At 58.8% G+C, this 15,687-nt stretch carries 8 protein-coding genes, 2 tRNA genes, 3 rRNA genes and 1 pseudogene; 10 read left to right on the plus strand and 4 right to left on the minus strand.

Annotated features, from left to right (window positions below; genetic code table 11):
* Positions 1-242 (minus strand): annotated as a pseudogene (locus tag ACTJKT_RS29905) (hypothetical protein); the annotation flags it as partial.
* A gap of 136 nt (positions 243-378) precedes the next feature.
* Here ACTJKT_RS29905 and ACTJKT_RS29910 point away from each other — a divergent pair.
* From ACTJKT_RS29910 to ACTJKT_RS29945, 8 genes are all read left to right on the plus strand, one after another.
* Positions 379-1,915: ribosomal RNA gene (locus ACTJKT_RS29910) — 16S ribosomal RNA — on the plus strand.
* Between the two features lie 65 nt (positions 1,916-1,980).
* Positions 1,981-2,057: transfer RNA gene (locus ACTJKT_RS29915), tRNA-Ile, on the plus strand.
* 26 nt (positions 2,058-2,083) lie between these two features.
* Positions 2,084-2,159, plus strand: a tRNA-Ala gene (locus ACTJKT_RS29920).
* 250 nt (positions 2,160-2,409) lie between these two features.
* Positions 2,410-5,301, plus strand: a 23S ribosomal RNA gene (locus ACTJKT_RS29925).
* Positions 5,302-5,447: 146 nt separating this feature from the next.
* Positions 5,448-5,563: ribosomal RNA gene (rrf, locus tag ACTJKT_RS29930) — 5S ribosomal RNA — on the plus strand.
* Together the 16S, 23S and 5S rRNA genes with 2 tRNA genes alongside form the textbook arrangement of a ribosomal RNA operon.
* A gap of 149 nt (positions 5,564-5,712) precedes the next feature.
* Positions 5,713-6,372 carry a paraquat-inducible protein A gene (locus ACTJKT_RS29935; RefSeq protein ID WP_440790110.1) on the plus strand — a complete coding sequence of 220 codons (660 nt, stop codon included), beginning with the start codon at positions 5,713-5,715 and terminating at the stop codon, positions 6,370-6,372.
* Positions 6,359-6,982: a paraquat-inducible protein A gene (locus ACTJKT_RS29940; RefSeq protein WP_007930128.1), complete on the plus strand. Its 624-nt coding sequence runs from the start codon at positions 6,359-6,361 to the stop codon at positions 6,980-6,982. Before ACTJKT_RS29935 ends, ACTJKT_RS29940 begins: the two co-directional genes overlap by 14 nt.
* On the plus strand, positions 6,975-9,278 hold the full coding sequence (locus ACTJKT_RS29945; RefSeq protein ID WP_440790112.1) for an MlaD family protein: 2,304 nt from the start codon (positions 6,975-6,977) through the stop codon (positions 9,276-9,278). The genes ACTJKT_RS29940 and ACTJKT_RS29945 overlap by 8 nt, the downstream gene beginning before the upstream one ends.
* Before the next feature lie 150 nt (positions 9,279-9,428).
* On the opposite strand, the gene mksF is transcribed toward ACTJKT_RS29945, so the two are convergent.
* From mksF to mksB, 3 genes are read right to left on the minus strand one after another with little or no spacing between them, the layout of a single operon-like run.
* Positions 9,429-12,272 carry an Mks condensin complex protein MksF gene (mksF, locus tag ACTJKT_RS29950; protein ID WP_097305100.1) on the minus strand — a complete coding sequence of 948 codons (2,844 nt, stop codon included), beginning with the start codon at positions 12,270-12,272 and terminating at the stop codon, positions 9,429-9,431.
* Positions 12,269-12,976 (minus strand): Mks condensin complex protein MksE, encoded by a 708-nt coding sequence (mksE, locus tag ACTJKT_RS29955; RefSeq protein WP_025804429.1) that lies wholly within the window; start codon positions 12,974-12,976, stop codon positions 12,269-12,271. The genes mksF and mksE overlap by 4 nt, the downstream gene beginning before the upstream one ends.
* Positions 12,966-14,246: an Mks condensin complex protein MksB gene (gene mksB / locus ACTJKT_RS29960; RefSeq protein ID WP_063433025.1), complete on the minus strand. Its 1,281-nt coding sequence runs from the start codon at positions 14,244-14,246 to the stop codon at positions 12,966-12,968. The genes mksE and mksB overlap by 11 nt, the downstream gene beginning before the upstream one ends.
* A gap of 181 nt (positions 14,247-14,427) precedes the next feature.
* Between mksB and ACTJKT_RS29965 the strand changes: the two genes are divergently transcribed.
* Together ACTJKT_RS29965 and rimI are read left to right on the plus strand one after the other, a co-directional pair.
* Positions 14,428-15,213, plus strand: a complete 786-nt coding sequence (locus ACTJKT_RS29965; protein WP_440790114.1) for an energy transducer TonB — start codon at positions 14,428-14,430, stop codon at positions 15,211-15,213.
* A complete protein-coding gene (gene rimI / locus ACTJKT_RS29970) occupies positions 15,206-15,658 on the plus strand; it encodes a ribosomal protein S18-alanine N-acetyltransferase (protein ID WP_009045633.1) in 453 nt (150 codons plus the stop codon). Before ACTJKT_RS29965 ends, rimI begins: the two co-directional genes overlap by 8 nt.
* The last annotated feature ends 29 nt before the right edge of the window (positions 15,659-15,687 follow it).

A 15,687-nucleotide genomic window follows, 5' to 3' on the forward strand; every position in this document is an offset into this window, starting at 1 on the left:
ATTGACGGTTCGATCTTCTCGGTCGAAAGCGGAGAAAAAGAGGTGTTGACAGCAGCGTGTAACGCTGTAGAATTCGCCTCCCGCTGACGAGAGATCGGAAGCGCAAGTGGTTGAAGTTGCAAAGGAAACTTTGAAAACTTCTTAAAATAACCGCTTGACAGATACAGAGGCTGCTGTAGAATGCGCGCCTCGGTTGAGACGAAAGACTTAACCAACCGCTCTTTAACAACTGAATCAAGCAATTCGTGTGGGTGCTTGTGGAGTCAGACTGATAGTCAGAAAGATTATCAGCATCACAAGTTACTCCGCGAGAAATCAAAGATGTAACCAACGATTGCTGAGCCAAGTTTAGGGTTTTCTCAAAACCCAAAGATGTTTGAACTGAAGAGTTTGATCATGGCTCAGATTGAACGCTGGCGGCAGGCCTAACACATGCAAGTCGAGCGGTAGAGAGAAGCTTGCTTCTCTTGAGAGCGGCGGACGGGTGAGTAATGCCTAGGAATCTGCCTGGTAGTGGGGGATAACGTTCGGAAACGGACGCTAATACCGCATACGTCCTACGGGAGAAAGCAGGGGACCTTCGGGCCTTGCGCTATCAGATGAGCCTAGGTCGGATTAGCTAGTTGGTGAGGTAATGGCTCACCAAGGCGACGATCCGTAACTGGTCTGAGAGGATGATCAGTCACACTGGAACTGAGACACGGTCCAGACTCCTACGGGAGGCAGCAGTGGGGAATATTGGACAATGGGCGAAAGCCTGATCCAGCCATGCCGCGTGTGTGAAGAAGGTCTTCGGATTGTAAAGCACTTTAAGTTGGGAGGAAGGGTACTTACCTAATACGTGAGTATTTTGACGTTACCGACAGAATAAGCACCGGCTAACTCTGTGCCAGCAGCCGCGGTAATACAGAGGGTGCAAGCGTTAATCGGAATTACTGGGCGTAAAGCGCGCGTAGGTGGTTCGTTAAGTTGGATGTGAAATCCCCGGGCTCAACCTGGGAACTGCATCCAAAACTGGCGAGCTAGAGTATGGTAGAGGGTGGTGGAATTTCCTGTGTAGCGGTGAAATGCGTAGATATAGGAAGGAACACCAGTGGCGAAGGCGACCACCTGGACTGATACTGACACTGAGGTGCGAAAGCGTGGGGAGCAAACAGGATTAGATACCCTGGTAGTCCACGCCGTAAACGATGTCAACTAGCCGTTGGGAGCCTTGAGCTCTTAGTGGCGCAGCTAACGCATTAAGTTGACCGCCTGGGGAGTACGGCCGCAAGGTTAAAACTCAAATGAATTGACGGGGGCCCGCACAAGCGGTGGAGCATGTGGTTTAATTCGAAGCAACGCGAAGAACCTTACCAGGCCTTGACATCCAATGAACTTTCCAGAGATGGATTGGTGCCTTCGGGAACATTGAGACAGGTGCTGCATGGCTGTCGTCAGCTCGTGTCGTGAGATGTTGGGTTAAGTCCCGTAACGAGCGCAACCCTTGTCCTTAGTTACCAGCACGTTATGGTGGGCACTCTAAGGAGACTGCCGGTGACAAACCGGAGGAAGGTGGGGATGACGTCAAGTCATCATGGCCCTTACGGCCTGGGCTACACACGTGCTACAATGGTCGGTACAGAGGGTTGCCAAGCCGCGAGGTGGAGCTAATCCCATAAAACCGATCGTAGTCCGGATCGCAGTCTGCAACTCGACTGCGTGAAGTCGGAATCGCTAGTAATCGCGAATCAGAATGTCGCGGTGAATACGTTCCCGGGCCTTGTACACACCGCCCGTCACACCATGGGAGTGGGTTGCACCAGAAGTAGCTAGTCTAACCTTCGGGAGGACGGTTACCACGGTGTGATTCATGACTGGGGTGAAGTCGTAACAAGGTAGCCGTAGGGGAACCTGCGGCTGGATCACCTCCTTAATCGACGACATCAGCTGCTTCATAAGCTCCCACACGAATTGCTTGATTCATTGAAGAAGACGATTGGGTCTGTAGCTCAGTTGGTTAGAGCGCACCCCTGATAAGGGTGAGGTCGGCAGTTCGAATCTGCCCAGACCCACCAATTACTGGTGCACCCTGTAGCGATACGGGGCCATAGCTCAGCTGGGAGAGCGCCTGCCTTGCACGCAGGAGGTCAGCGGTTCGATCCCGCTTGGCTCCACCATTACAGATTGGTCTCCATCGTTTAAAGCTTAGAAATGAGCATTCCGCCAGAACGGCGATGAATGTTGATTTCTGATCTTTATCAGAATCGTTCTTTAAAAATTTGGGTATGTGATAGAAAGATAGACTGAATGGCACTTTCACTGGTGTTTATTCAGGCTAAGGTAAAATTTGTGAGTTGCTCTCATGAGCATTGCGAATTTTCGGCGAATGTCGTCTTCATAGTATAACCAGATTGCTTGGGGTTATATGGTCAAGTGAAGAAGCGCATACGGTGGATGCCTTGGCAGTCAGAGGCGATGAAAGACGTGGTAGCCTGCGAAAAGCTTCGGGGAGTCGGCAAACAGACTTTGATCCGGAGATGTCTGAATGGGGGAACCCAGCCATCATAAGATGGTTATCTTGTACTGAATACATAGGTGCAAGAGGCGAACCAGGGGAACTGAAACATCTAAGTACCCTGAGGAAAAGAAATCAACCGAGATTCCCTTAGTAGTGGCGAGCGAACGGGGACTAGCCCTTAAGTGGCTTTGAGATTAGCGGAACGCTCTGGAAAGTGCGGCCATAGTGGGTGATAGCCCTGTACGCGAAAATCTCTTAGTCATGAAATCGAGTAGGACGGAGCACGAGAAACTTTGTCTGAATATGGGGGGACCATCCTCCAAGGCTAAATACTACTGACTGACCGATAGTGAACTAGTACCGTGAGGGAAAGGCGAAAAGAACCCCGGAGAGGGGAGTGAAATAGATCCTGAAACCGTATGCGTACAAGCAGTGGGAGCAGACTTTGTTCTGTGACTGCGTACCTTTTGTATAATGGGTCAGCGACTTATATTCAGTGGCGAGCTTAACCGAATAGGGGAGGCGTAGCGAAAGCGAGTCTTAATAGGGCGTTTAGTCGCTGGGTATAGACCCGAAACCGGGCGATCTATCCATGGGCAGGTTGAAGGTTAGGTAACACTGACTGGAGGACCGAACCGACTACCGTTGAAAAGTTAGCGGATGACCTGTGGATCGGAGTGAAAGGCTAATCAAGCTCGGAGATAGCTGGTTCTCCTCGAAAGCTATTTAGGTAGCGCCTCATGTATCACTGTAGGGGGTAGAGCACTGTTTCGGCTAGGGGGTCATCCCGACTTACCAAACCGATGCAAACTCCGAATACCTACAAGTGCCGAGCATGGGAGACACACGGCGGGTGCTAACGTCCGTCGTGAAAAGGGAAACAACCCAGACCGTCAGCTAAGGTCCCAAAGTTATGGTTAAGTGGGAAACGATGTGGGAAGGCTTAGACAGCTAGGAGGTTGGCTTAGAAGCAGCCACCCTTTAAAGAAAGCGTAATAGCTCACTAGTCGAGTCGGCCTGCGCGGAAGATGTAACGGGGCTCAAACCATACACCGAAGCTACGGGTATCACGTAAGTGATGCGGTAGAGGAGCGTTCTGTAAGCCTGTGAAGGTGAGTTGAGAAGCTTGCTGGAGGTATCAGAAGTGCGAATGCTGACATGAGTAACGACAATGGGTGTGAAAAACACCCACGCCGAAAGACCAAGGTTTCCTGCGCAACGTTAATCGACGCAGGGTTAGTCGGTCCCTAAGGCGAGGCTGAAAAGCGTAGTCGATGGAAAACAGGTTAATATTCCTGTACTTCTAGTTATTGCGATGGAGGGACGGAGAAGGCTAGGCCAGCTTGGCGTTGGTTGTCCAAGTTTAAGGTGGTAGGCTGGAATCTTAGGTAAATCCGGGATTCTAAGGCCGAGAGCTGATGACGAGTTACCTTTTAGGTGACGAAGTGGTTGATGCCATGCTTCCAAGAAAAGCTTCTAAGCTTCAGATAACTAGGAACCGTACCCCAAACCGACACAGGTGGTTGGGTAGAGAATACCAAGGCGCTTGAGAGAACTCGGGTGAAGGAACTAGGCAAAATGGCACCGTAACTTCGGGAGAAGGTGCGCCGGTGAGGGTGAAGGACTTGCTCCGTAAGCCCATGCCGGTCGAAGATACCAGGCCGCTGCGACTGTTTATTAAAAACACAGCACTCTGCAAACACGAAAGTGGACGTATAGGGTGTGACGCCTGCCCGGTGCCGGAAGGTTAATTGATGGGGTTAGCTAACGCGAAGCTCTTGATCGAAGCCCCGGTAAACGGCGGCCGTAACTATAACGGTCCTAAGGTAGCGAAATTCCTTGTCGGGTAAGTTCCGACCTGCACGAATGGCGTAACGATGGCGGCGCTGTCTCCACCCGAGACTCAGTGAAATTGAAATCGCTGTGAAGATGCAGTGTATCCGCGGCTAGACGGAAAGACCCCGTGAACCTTTACTATAGCTTTGCACTGGACTTTGAATTTGCTTGTGTAGGATAGGTGGGAGGCTTTGAAGCGTGGACGCCAGTTCGCGTGGAGCCATCCTTGAAATACCACCCTGGCAACTTTGAGGTTCTAACTCAGGTCCGTTATCCGGATCGAGGACAGTGTATGGTGGGTAGTTTGACTGGGGCGGTCTCCTCCTAAAGAGTAACGGAGGAGTACGAAGGTGCGCTCAGACCGGTCGGAAATCGGTCGTAGAGTATAAAGGCAAAAGCGCGCTTGACTGCGAGACAGACACGTCGAGCAGGTACGAAAGTAGGTCTTAGTGATCCGGTGGTTCTGTATGGAAGGGCCATCGCTCAACGGATAAAAGGTACTCCGGGGATAACAGGCTGATACCGCCCAAGAGTTCATATCGACGGCGGTGTTTGGCACCTCGATGTCGGCTCATCACATCCTGGGGCTGAAGCCGGTCCCAAGGGTATGGCTGTTCGCCATTTAAAGTGGTACGCGAGCTGGGTTTAGAACGTCGTGAGACAGTTCGGTCCCTATCTGCCGTGGACGTTTGAGATTTGAGAGGGGCTGCTCCTAGTACGAGAGGACCGGAGTGGACGAACCTCTGGTGTTCCGGTTGTCACGCCAGTGGCATTGCCGGGTAGCTATGTTCGGAAAAGATAACCGCTGAAAGCATCTAAGCGGGAAACTTGCCTCAAGATGAGATCTCACTGGAACCTTGAGTTCCCTAAAGGGCCGTCGAAGACTACGACGTTGATAGGTTGGGTGTGTAAGCGCTGTGAGGCGTTGAGCTAACCAATACTAATTGCCCGTGAGGCTTGACCATATAACACCCAAGCAATTTGCTTAAGAGCGAGTTGCGGTGTGTGAAGACGAAATGAACCGAAAGTTTGCACCGCTCACAAAACACCACAAAGCTATTACATACCCAATTTGCCGAAGCGTCGAAAGACGAGTCGGCACACCGAATTTCTTGACGACCATAGAGCATTGGAACCACCTGATCCCATCCCGAACTCAGAAGTGAAACGATGCATCGCCGATGGTAGTGTGGGGTTTCCCCATGTGAGAGTAGGTCATCGTCAAGATTAAATTCCGAAACCCCAATTGCGAAAGCAATTGGGGTTTTGTTTATGCGCGCGAAAAATACGTTTCTTATCTCCAAACAATTTTGCACAGTTATTTTCGGGACGGACCTCTAGAATAGCTCCACGCCTTTTCAGAGCCAGAACCTTGTATGTCAGATACGGTTGACGCCCCCGGGCTGTCGGAGTTGCCGCTGGATGACCTGGTGGCCTGCCACGAATGCGACTTGCTGATGCGCAAGCCAGAGCTGGCCCACGGAGAAAAAGCCCAGTGTCCCCGCTGTGGTTATGAGCTATACGCACACCGCCATAATGTCGTGGATCGCAGCCTGGCATTGGTTATTGCCGCGCTACTGCTCTACGTCCCCGCGAACTTTTTACCCATCATGCAGCTCAATCTACTCGGACAATCCTCGGAGGACACCGTGTGGAGCGGCGTCGTCGGTTTGTTCAATACCGATATGCAAGGCGTGGCGGTGGTGGTGTTTCTCTGCAGCATGGGTATTCCGCTGCTCAAACTGATCTGCCAGTTGTTCGTGCTCCTGAGCATTCGCCTGGATATCGCTCGCAGTTACGGGCTGTTGCTGTACCGCATTTATCATCACTTGCGGGACTGGGGCATGCTCGAGGTCTACCTGATGGGCGTATTGGTCGCCATCGTCAAGCTCGCGGACCTGGCTGCCATGACGGTCGGCCTGGGGCTGGTATGTTTTGTCAGCTTGTTATTGGTCCAGGTGTGGCTGGAGGTGGTCATGTCGCCCCATCAGATATGGGATGCCTTGGCGGGGGAGGATGCGCATGCGGGCGATTGATGCGGGCATTCTGGTCTGTAATGAATGCCATGAGCTGAACAGGCAGGAACCCGATACCGATGAGCAGACCTGCACTCGCTGCGGGGCCCTGGTGCATGCTCGTCGCCCCAACAGCATCATGCGCACCTGGGCGCTGCTGATTACCGCGGCGATCCTGTACATCCCGGCCAATGTGCTGCCGATCATGACGGTCACGTCGCTCGGCCAGGGTGATCCCAGCACCATCATGTCGGGGGTGATCGTACTGGTGCAGCACGGCATGATCCCGATTGCGGCGGTGGTGTTCATCGCCAGTATTCTGGTGCCCACCTTCAAGCTGGTGGGTATTGCCCTGTTGCTGTTTTCGGTCCAGCGCCACCAGCCGTTATCGGCGCGGCAACGCATTTGGATGTACCGCTTTATCGAGTTCATCGGCCGTTGGTCGATGCTGGATATCTTTGTGATCGCCATCCTGGTGGCGGTGGTGAATTTCGGTCGGCTTGCCAGCATCGAGGCCAATCTCGGCGCGGTGGCCTTTGCCAGCGTGGTGATCTTGACGATGCTCGCCGCAGTAACTTTTGATCCCCGACTGATCTGGGATAACACGGAGTCGGACGACGACAATGAGTGATTTGCCTAAAGCTAAAACCCGTCCGGCTTCGAACTGGTCGGCCATCTGGGTCCTGCCCCTGATCGCATTGCTGATCGGCGGATGGTTGGGCTGGCGTGCCTATAACCAGACCGGTATCGAGATCCAGGTGCGCTTTGAAAGTGGCGAGGGCATCCAGGCCAACAAGACCGAGGTGGTCTACAAAGGGATGTCGGTGGGCAAGGTCAAGGCCCTGGCCCTGGACGACGAAGGCAACACCAGAGGGGTGATTGCCACCGTCGAGATGAACAAGGACGTCCAGCAATACCTGAAAAGCAGCACCCGCTTCTGGCTGGTCAAGCCGAGCGTGACCCTGGCCGGGATCACCGGCCTGGAAACGCTGGTTTCGGGTAACTACATCGCCATCAGCCCGGGCGAGGGCGAGACTGCGCGCAAGTTCAAGGCGCTGGCCGAAGAACCGCCGCTATCGGATGCCAAGCCGGGCCTGCACTTGACCATCAAGGCGGATCGCCTGGGCTCGCTGAACCGCGGCAGCCCGGTGTTCTACAAGCAGATCCAGGTGGGCCAGGTGAAAAGCTACCTGCTCTCCGAAGACCAGAACACAGTCGAGATCAAAGTCTTTATCGAGCCGACCTACGCCAATCTGGTGCGCAAACATACGCGTTTCTGGAATGCCAGCGGCATCAGCATCGACGCCAACCTGTCCGGTGTGAAAGTGCGTAGCGAATCCCTGGCCAGCATCGTCGCCGGCGGTATCGCCTTCGCCACCCCGGAGAATCGTCGGGACAGCCCGCCGACCGACCCGACCCTGCCGTTCCGTCTCTACGAAGACTTCGACGCGGCGCAGGCGGGCATCCGGGTCAAGGTCAAGCTGAGTGACTTCGAAGGGCTCCAGGCAGGCCGGACACCGGTCATGTACAAGGGAATTCAGGTCGGTAACCTGAAGGCCCTCAAGGTCGACCCGGATCTCTCCAGCGCCACGGCGGAACTGACCCTGGACCCACTGGCCGAGGACTACCTAGTGCAAGGCACCCAGTTCTGGGTGGTCAAGCCTTCGATCTCCCTGGCGGGTATCACCGGTCTGGAAGCCTTGGTGAAAGGCAACTACATCGCGGTACGCCCCGGTGACAAGGGCGGCGCCCCGCAACGCGAGTTCGAGGCGCGGCCCAAGGCGCCGCCGCTGGACCTGCGTGCCCCAGGCCTGCACCTGGTGCTGTTCACCGAAAACCTCGGTTCCCTGGAGGTGGGCAGCCCGATTCTGTACAAGCAGGTCAAAGTCGGCTCGGTGCAGAGCTACCAGTTCTCGCGGACCCGCAAGCAGTTGGTCATCGGCGTGCACATCGAGAAGGAATACGAAGGGCTGGTGAATGGTTCGACGCGCTTCTGGAACGCCAGCGGCGTCACCTTGACCGGCGGCCTGACCGGCGGCATCCAGGTCAAGAGCGAGTCGTTGCAAAGCCTGATGGCCGGCGGTATCGCCTTCGACACGCCAGAACCCAACGTGCCGCTGAAAAAGCGCATCCCGCGCTTCCGCCTGTATGCCGACAAGGAGCAGGCGACGCAGAAGGGCACCCTGATCAGCATCAAGGTCGATCGCGCCGATGGCTTGCGTTCGGGCACGCCTATCCGCTTCAAGGGGCTGGATGTCGGCAAGGTCGAAGACGTCGACCTGAGCAGCGACCTGCAGTCGGTGCTGCTCAAGGCCCGGATCACCGAAGTGCCGGAGCGTATCGCGCGGGTCGGCAGCCAGTTCTGGGTGGTCAAGCCGGAGCTTGGGTTGATCAAGACCGCCAACCTGGAAACCCTGGTGACCGGGCAGTACATCGAGGTGCAGCCGGCGGCGAAGAACCTCGGCGCGCAAACCAGCTTTGTCGCCTTGCCCCAGCCACCGGAAGCCGCGGTCGCCGAGGCCGGCCTGAGCCTGGTGCTGAGCGCAGAGCGTCGTGGCTCGCTGAAGGTCGGCGTGCCGGTGACCTACCGTGAAGTGACGGTGGGCAAGGTGACAGGTTACGAACTGGGCCAGACCGCCGACCGGGTCCTGATCCATATCCTGATCGAGCCGAAGTACGCGCCGCTGGTGCGTGGCGGCACGCGCTTCTGGAACAGCAGTGGGTTCGGTATCGACATTGGCCTGTTCAAGGGCGCGACGGTCCGTACCGAGTCGCTGGAGACCCTGATCCAGGGCGGTATCGCCTTTGCCACGCCGGATGGCGAGCGCATGGGCAATCCGGCCCGGCCGGAGCAGACCTTCCCGTTGTTCGACAAGTTCGAGGACGAGTGGCTGACCTGGGCGCCGAAAATCCCCTTGGCCAAATAACTCCCCCCTGTAGGAGCGAAGCTTGCTCGCGATAGCGGTGTATCAGTCATATTGCTATCGCGAGCAAGCTCGCTCCTACAGGCGAAGAGGCAAACAAAAAGGCCGTGATCTCAGGATCACGGCCTTTTTGGTTTTACGGCTTCGGGCGGGTTACACCTCGTCCAGCTCCGCCTCGGCTTCCGGCTCGACGTTCAGGGTGGCCTTGACCTGATCGTGACGGCGGATGTATTTCCAGTCCGCCTCGTCGATGTAGATACCGTTCGGGCCGCTGCCGCCTTCCAGGTCGATGGCGACCTGGGCCGACACCTGCGGCTTCACACTGGCCAGGATCGGCACGAAGCCCAGTTGCAGGCTGGTTTCCAACAGCGCCGCCTGGTTCTTCTCGTCGATGTCCGCGGCCTCGTCGAGGTAGTACGGCAGGCGAATGCGCCCGGCCTGCTCGCGATCCATCAAGTGCAGCAACAGGTACATGTTGGTCAGCGCCTTGATGGTCATGGTGGTGCCGTTGGACGCCGCGCCATCGATATCGGTATGGATCACCGGCTGGCCATTGACCTTGGTGATCTCGAACGCCAGCTCGAACAGGTCCTTGAGGCCCAACTGGTTGTGGTTGGCCGCTACCAGACGGGCCAGGTACTCCTTGGCCTCTTCGTTCTTGTTGTCCTGCTCGGTGCTCTGGCTCAGGTCGAACACCGACAGGGTCTCGCCTTCTTCGTACTGACCGGCGCTGTGGATGATCTGGTCGATGTGCTTGAGCGCTTCCTTGTTCGGCGCGAGGACGATACGGAAGCTCTGCAGGTTGGACACCTGGCGTTTGTTGATCTCGCGGTTGAACAGCGCCAACTGGTGTTCGAGGCTGTCGTAGTCGCTGCGGATGTTGCGCAGGGTCCGGGCGATGTCGGTGACAGCCGCGCGACGTGCCTTGCCCAGGGTCAGGGCTTCGTCGGTGCGGTGCGCATAGGCGTTGATCAGCAGTTGCAGGCGGCGCTCCATGTCGTCTTCGCTGTCGAACTTGGCCACGCCCTTGAGGCGCACCTGGGCGTACAGCGCCTCGATCTGGCCATCGACCCGCTGCAGGCCCTGCCAGCTGTCCTGGTAGTCGTTGAGCAGGGGCAGCAGGTTGTCCATGGAGTCGTCCACCGGCTCCATGAACGGCGTGCCGAACGGCAGGTCCGCGGGCAACAGCTGGCGGCGGCGCAGGGCGTCGTCGAGGGTACGTTGCTTGGCTTCCATGTCACTGATCTGCCGGCCCACCAGTTGCAGCTTGGCCGACAGCTGCTGGACGCGTTCGGTGAAGGCGTCGCTGGAGCGCTTGAGTTCGTCCTGGGCGGCTTCCATCTGCGCCAGCTGTTCCAGCTTCTCGCCTTCCTCGGCGCTCAGGGTCTGGGCGCGGCGGAAGTCTTCCAGGGCTTTCTGCGCATCCAGCACCTGCTGGTACAGCGCTTCGGTCTGGGTCTTGCTCGCGGCGCGGTCGGCCGCCACCGCCGCTTGGGTTTTCAGCTGCTTGAGTTCTTTGTCCAGGCGCTCTTTCTGGTCGCGCAGCGCTGCGCGATCCGCCAGGGCCTGCAAGGCCGGCGGTTCGATGTGGGAGATGTCGATGGACAGGCCCGGCACTTCGAAGCGCTCGCCCTTGAAGCCATCGAGGATCAGCTCCACGGATTTGACCCAGTCGCCGTTCTCGTCCAGGGCGATGCCGTGTTCGCCCAGCGGCAGGCTGAACAATTGGCTGTTGAACAGGCGCATCAGGCGCTCGACGTCCTGCTGGGAGAACTCCTCGCGCAGGCGCGCATAGCTGTTGTTGTCGGCGTTATCGAGCTGCTGCTTGACCGACTTCAGGCGTTTTTCCAGGTCGCGCAGACGCTCTTCCAGGTCCTCGGCGGAGAACTGCCGGGACTGGGCCAGGGCGCCGGCCAGTTCGTCGTGGGCATCCTTGGCCGCCAGCAGTTGCTGCTCCAGGACCTTGACGTCGTCCACCAGAGCGAAACGATGCTTGAGCACCGAGAGTTCACCGAGCCAGCGCTGGGTGCCGGTGATTTCCCGTTCCAGGCGCATCATTTCCTGGGTGCTGCTGCGTTGGTCGTTCTGCAGCGCGTCCTGTTCGTTGCGGTAGTGCTCGGCCTGGACGGTCAGTTCTTCCTTGCGCGCGCTGGCGTAGTCGGACCAGGTGCCCAACAGCGAATCGAGCAGCGGCGACAGGCGATGCAGTTTGCCGCGCAGGATGTCACGCTGCTTCACGCCGTTGCCCAAGGCTTCCACCAGTGGGCCCGCGGCCACCAGCGAGTTGTAGTCCTGCTCCATGCGGCGCACGTCGCGGAAGGCTTCTTCGCAGGCGGCGATGTAGTCGACGCTGCCGGAGCGCAGGCTGTGCTCGAAGGCATCGAGGAACAGCTGCTTGAGCTTGGCCGCGGTGATTTCGCGCATGTGCAGCAGGTTGATGAACAACGCGCGGAAAGTCTTCAGGCTCTGCTCGCTGGTGGAGCGCAGCGGGATCAGGGTCAGGTCCAGCGGAATCGAGGTATGCCCGCCCACCAGCAAGCGGCGCAGTTCATCCGGCTTGAGTTCATAAGCCTTCAGGCCATGGCGCTCGAGGTTGGTGAACAGCTCTTTCTGCCGCAGGCAGGTGTCGTCCTTCTGGTAATGCGCCAGGTCCAGCGAGCCGGCATAGGCGAAGAACTGGTGACCGAAACTGCCGCCCGGACCGCGTCCGGCCACGCCGATCACGTGCGGGCCATGGGGCAGGGACACTTCCACCAGGATGTAGCTGGTATCGGTGGCGAAGTAGAAACGCCGCGATTGTTCCAGGCTGTACTTGCCGAAGCTCATGTCCGACATGCGCGCCAGGATCGGGAATTGCAGGGCGTTGATCGAAGCCGACTTGCCCAGGTTGTTCGCGCCGTAGACCGACAGCGGTTCTTCCAGCGGGAACAGGCCCAGGCTGTAGCCGGCGGTGTTCAAAAGGGCAAAGCGGCGGATGCCGTAGCGTTCCTTGCTCATGCGTCGAGCTCCTGTTCTTCGGCAATGGCGCGGGCCAGTGCGTCTTCTTCACTTTCTTCGGACTCGACGAATTCGCTGAGGTCCAGCGGGTCGTCGGTCTGCAGCAGTTTTTCGTCGCTGTCTTCGTCGATCAGCACCGGCGTCGGCAACGGCAGCACGCTGTGCAGGCTGGCGGCCAGGTCACGGTCCTGCTGCACCGACAGGCAGACGTCGAGGAAGCGGTGCATCGGTGGCAGGAAGCGGTAGATGCCTGGCTCCTCGCCGGCAAAACCCAGTTGGGTCATGCGCCGCATGATTTTTTCTTCCAGCTCTTCATGGGTCTGCACCTCGGCCTGGATGAACAGGTCGCGGTACTTCTCCAGCAGGGACGGCAGTTCGTCGCGGGCGAGGCTGCCGCCGTCGAGTACGGCGACCGGGTCGCGGCCCTGGTCGGCCAGGTGCTCCACCAGGATGAAGGTGAACAGCGCCAGGCGCTGGGCGGTCTTGTTCACCTGGGCGGCGGCGTTTTCCGGCACGAAGTAGTAGAAGCCGCGGGTGTCGCACACCAGCTCGAAGCCCAGGGCCTTGAACAGGGTGCGGTACTGGTCCTGGAAGTTCGACAGCTGGGAATACAGCTCCGGGTCGCGGCGGCTGACGTGATAACCCTTGAACAGCTCGCGAAAGATCGGCGCCAGCTGGGACAGTTCGGAAAGATCAAGATGCATGTGGAGTGCTCGCAGAATTCTCGGCGGCATCATCGCGGGCCGAGAGCAGGGCGAAGGAGCGCAGGCTGACCTGGTGCTCGTGGGTGTGGTAGTCGCGGCGTTCCAGACGCTCGCGCTTGAAGCGTTTTTCCCGCGACAGGCGGGAGAACCAGTACAGCAGCTCGTCGGTGGCGCCGTCCGGTTCCTGCTCCAGCAGCCAGGTCATCAGGTCCGGCATCGGCAGCGCGTCTTCGCAGCGGTCGAGCATCTCGCGCACCGTGCGCGGCGCCCGTGGCGCGTCGCCACCCTTGTGGCTCTTGTGCGCCTTGGGGAAGCGGGTCGGCTTCGGCTCGAAGCTGGCCAGGGCGTAGACATAGGCCTCGACCTGGCCGGAGCTGCCGAGGAAGGTGCTTTGCGGACGGGTGAACAGCGGCATGGCGGCTTGCGGCACGGCGTCGATGCCCTTGCGGCGGATGGCCGACAGGGCCAAGGCCGCGCCGCGGGTCACGGCGTTGTGCCGGCGGGCTTCTTCGCGCAGCGGCAGCAGCAGTTCCCGGGCGTGACGCAGGGTCAGCTGGGCGCTGGTCTGCATTTCCAGGATCCGCGCGTGGGTACGCAGCAGCATGTCGTCGTCCACCAGGTGGCCCAGGCGCTGCTGCTCGGTGAGCATGCGCAGCAGGACGTTCTCGACCTTGCGCACGCCTTGCTCGAAGGCGCCGTCGGCGTTCACCAGCTGGATCATCGGCTCGACGTATTCGTCCCAGGTGGCCAGTACCTCGGCGTACCGCTGGCGCAGGGGAATCTGCCGGTCGCTGGTCTTGGCCCGTTCGGCGACGGCCACTAGGGCCTGTTCGTCGTTGGCGAGCTTTTTCAGGACATCGCGCACGCGCATGTCCAGCAGACGCAGCTGGCGAGCCAGGTCATGGCCGTCGCGGATATCGAAGGCGTCCTGGATGTAACCGGCCAGGCGTTCGAGGTGGCGCAGGTAGGCTTCGATTTCCAGGCACAGGCCCAGGCGGTGCTCGCGCCGCAGGTAGGCGAGGAAGTCGTGGATCTGCGCGTTGAGCTCGAAACGGTTCGGGCTTTTCGCCACCGGAACCAGGATATCCAGGCGGATCCACACGTCCAGCAGGCTGGTGATGTCCTGTGGCGTACTGTCAATTTGCTGTGCGGCCAGCTGTGAACGCAGTTCGGCGAGGCTCAGGGTGCCTTGGTCGAAGTGCTCGCACAGTGGCTCCAGAAGTGCCCAGTGTTCGGCGAGGGCGCGCAACACGCGCTTGGGTTCGATCATCGGAATGGCCGGCTGGTTGGCAATGAAAAGCGGCGATTGTACTGCATCGGAAGGCTGACGATTCACCCCTCGGTCTTGTCATGGGCTGGACGGGCGTTTTTTGTGACGAATCAACTGCGGGCGATCTTCGACGAAGGACGGTAGAATCCCCCCACTTCAGTTATCCACAAGTGGCCGACCTTTGCTTATCGAGTCCCGCCGTCGCGCTTATCTGTCCGCCATGCAGGTGGTCAGCTGGCTGCCGCGCACCGAATTGCCCTTTGCGGCGCCGTCCCGTCCCGAGTTGCTGGTGATTGCCGAGCCCGTGGTCGAGGCCCCGGCAGCCCCCGCACCTGTGGCCAGAACGGTTGCCGAACCTGCGGCCAAGCCTGCCGAACGACCGAAAATCGAAGTGCCGCGTCCCGGCAGCGCTGCCGTTCGTCCGGTCAGCAAGCCCGTGGAGGAGGCTGAGGAGGCCCCGGCGCCGGTCAAGGCCCCGCCCGTGCCGCCACCGCGTTTCGCCCTGCAATTGCTGCGCGCCGGCCGTTGCCTGCTGCTGGTGGAGTTACCCACAGGCGAAGCCTTCCAGAGCCGCGACCCGGCCTATCTGCTGCTCAAGGACATGTTGCGCGCCGCCGGCCTGCCGGACAGCCCGCAGATCCTCGCCGAGCCGGTGCGCTGGCCGATGCTGACCCGCGGCAATCTCGACCAGGGGCCGGACGCGGCGCGGGATTTCGTCCAGGCCTTTGTCGGGGCGCGGGTCGAAGAAGAACCTTGCGTCTGCCTGTGGCTGATCGGCCTGCCGGCGGTGCGTTTCGCGGGCGAGGCCGATGCGCAAGCCTACAACCGCGAACTCCAGGTCGAAGGCCTGGGCTCGGCCTGGGCGCTGCCGGGGCTGGAATTATTAATGGAAGAGCCACAGCGTAAGGCTGATGTCTGGCAAGCCATGCGTCGGCTGATGGCGCGTTGGAAAAGTAGCAATGAGTGACGCTTTATCGTTCCGCCAGGCCACCGAGGCGGATCTGGATGCCATCCTGAAGATCGAATACGCGGCGTTCAGCCATCCCTGGACCCGCGGCATTTTCACCGACGCCCTGAAATCCTATGAAGTCTGGCTGATGTTCGAAGGCAGCCAGCAGGTCGGCCACGGGGTGATCCAGGTGATCATCGACGAAGCCCACTTGCTCAATATCACCGTCAAGCCGGAAAGCCAGGGCCGCGGCCTGGGCCTGCGCCTGCTGGAAGAGCTGATGAAGCGCGCCTACCAGAAAGACGCGCGCGAGTGCTTCCTCGAGGTGCGTTCCAGCAACCAGACCGCCTATCGTCTGTACGAACGCTACGGTTTCAACGAAGTCGGCCGCCGCCGCGATTATTATCCGGCGACTGGCGGGCGCGAAGATGCGCTGGTGATGGCCTGTACCCTGGTGGATTGACGAAGTATCAACCTTTTATCGTAGGAGCG

This window comes from Pseudomonas sp. 22526 (genome assembly GCF_052044735.1).
Classification (GTDB): Bacteria; Pseudomonadota; Gammaproteobacteria; order Pseudomonadales; family Pseudomonadaceae; genus Aquipseudomonas; species Aquipseudomonas piscium.